The organism is Lachnotalea glycerini, assembly GCF_003201285.1.
GTDB classification, from domain to species: domain Bacteria; phylum Bacillota; class Clostridia; order Lachnospirales; family Lachnospiraceae; genus Lachnotalea; species Lachnotalea glycerini.
The window spans coordinates 1-2,243 of sequence record NZ_QICS01000032.1 but is presented as its reverse complement, the minus strand read 5'-3'; the positions used below and the strand labels follow the sequence as shown (position 1 = coordinate 2,243).

General features: G+C 31.6%; 2 protein-coding genes. Both read left to right on the top strand.

Going from position 1 to position 2,243, the window contains the following annotated elements; translation table 11 throughout:
• Positions 1-592, top strand: a 592-nt coding sequence (locus C8E03_RS21570; protein ID WP_207657825.1) for an EndoU domain-containing protein, incomplete at its 5' end; no start/stop codon positions are given.
• Positions 593-603: 11 nt separating this feature from the next.
• A complete protein-coding gene (locus C8E03_RS21565) occupies positions 604-903 on the top strand; it encodes a hypothetical protein (protein ID WP_110292089.1) in 300 nt (99 codons plus the stop codon).
• Positions 904-2,243 lie beyond the last annotated feature (1,340 nt).

Here is a 2,243-nt window from a genome sequence, read left to right as displayed (position 1 = left end):
ACTGGCCACAATGACAGGAGCGGCAGTAGGAATGCTGACATACGGAGGAATGACCAAGTATGACAGTGTGAAAAATGTGAGTGGATACTATAAGACATCAGAATATCAAACCGTATTGAGTAAAGTGGTTGACAAAGATTTGGCTGAGACTGGGATTAAGGGTGGCTTAAGTTCTGTGGACGATGTAGGATTAAAGCATTCCACAAAAGGAGATTTTACTTATAATCCTAAGACAGGTGAAGTATCTAGAATGAAAGGTGGAGGACATGGTCAATCTAATATTGATGTTCTAAAAGAAAATGGTATAGAGTATAATGTTGTTAAAGAATATGACAATGGAGTCAGAGTAGGAAATGTACCAAAACATAAAACTCCATCAAAGAGAGCAGGAACTGGACAAGCATGGTTCCCTGAAAATTGGTCGGACAATAAAATTAAAGAGGCAGGTGAATTTGTAGCTAACTTGTCAGAAAACAAAAGCTTAGCAGATGGTGTTATTGGATTTGGTGAATATGATGGCGTGAGGGTAGGAATTATTAAAACAAATGGAAAAGTAGGAACCATATTTCCTGATGCAGATTTACAGCCATAAAGGAGAAAAGTATGCTTAGTGAAGTAAAAAATGTTATAAATGAAAGAATTCAAACAAACGATGAAGATGATTTTAATATTGAAAAATGTAGAAATAAGCTAATTGATTTCTTGAGTGAAAATGTTAAACAAACAATTAACATTCTTGAACAATTAGATGCAAAGGAAGTTCTGTATGTTAGTGAAGTATTTGAAGAAATTGCATATAATCTTCAAAGTACAGAGTATATTAAATGCTTAAGAGATATAGAAAAGAAGTATCCTAATATAGATATTTCTGATTCTATTGAAGTAGCAGAAGAATATATTTAATTATGGTTATACATTAGGACTTCCAACTCTCTAAATCCCTGTCTCTTAATTCATTATCATGGCTGTCACGAAGTGATGTAATCCATGATATGAATTAAGAGACTTTAGCAAAAAAAATTGCCTTGGGTATACAGTCGGATTTTCATTTGAAGTGTCGGACAAATTGAATCGATGATAATAGAATGTGTTGCTACTACTGTAATCATATGAAACAAGTGATAGTAGTTCTTCCACAGAACTGCTGTTTACAATATCTTAACAAACCCTGTAATTCTGCGGATTGAGCAATGATAAGTGAGAAATAGTTATTATAGTTCATTACGAGATGATGTCATTATTATTTTAAATATGATTGTATTAAGCTTATGATAAGAGAATATCGTATCTATTAATTTTGATAATGATTTAATAAGAAAAGATGAAACCATCGCCGTATATAGGTACTAGTGACAGACAGTATATGCATTTTTCATTAGCGGATGTAGTAATGGACCAGTGTTTAAAACAGTAAGATAGATTTTCATAACTGAAGTATTATAGCCATTAAGCCATATTCGCCAGTTTTGGTTAGGAAATACTCTTTTTTGCTGATGATTTTCGTTATATTATCAAAGATATTAATTTTGAGTTTCATCAGAGAAATCTTGAAAATCTTAGAGCATATTTTAAATTAATCGTCTCTAATAAAGAAATTGTGAAAATAGAGTATAAAAAACCATTAAGCAATATTGATGCTTGGTCACGAGAAGAAGATATAGATTTATTTCAATTGCTATTAAGATTTTGTAAAAATCAAGAAATGAAAGAAAAATTTATTAGAATTTATAGAAGATAATACAAAAAATTGCTATTACATATGAATGTCTACACAAATCATCCCTGAAACAGAAGTTCTGAATTATTTATATTTAATTATGGGTATACAATCGGATTTTCATGTGTTGTTCCAATAAGTTTACATAAACGTACGATACAGGATATTTCCAAAGATACTTATCTGGATAAGAAATATTCCTGCAAGCGTTACTACTTTTAAATACCAACAACTACGGACGATACAGGCAGCACGGATCAAACAGACTCCACAGATAATAGCAGCAGTAAAGAGAATACAGAAAGTACTGACAATATAAGTACAACTGATAAGGAAGTAAAGCAGGGAAAAATAACCTTAAATGCAAGTAAGATTAATTTACAAAAGGGAAAAACAATAAAGACAGTGGCAATCAAAGTAAACCAGTTACCGTTAACTAAAATACAGGAGATGAAGATGGGGTATTATGTAAAATATAAAGAACTGCAATCCGTGCAAAGTACGGTATTAAAGCAGATCAACCAGT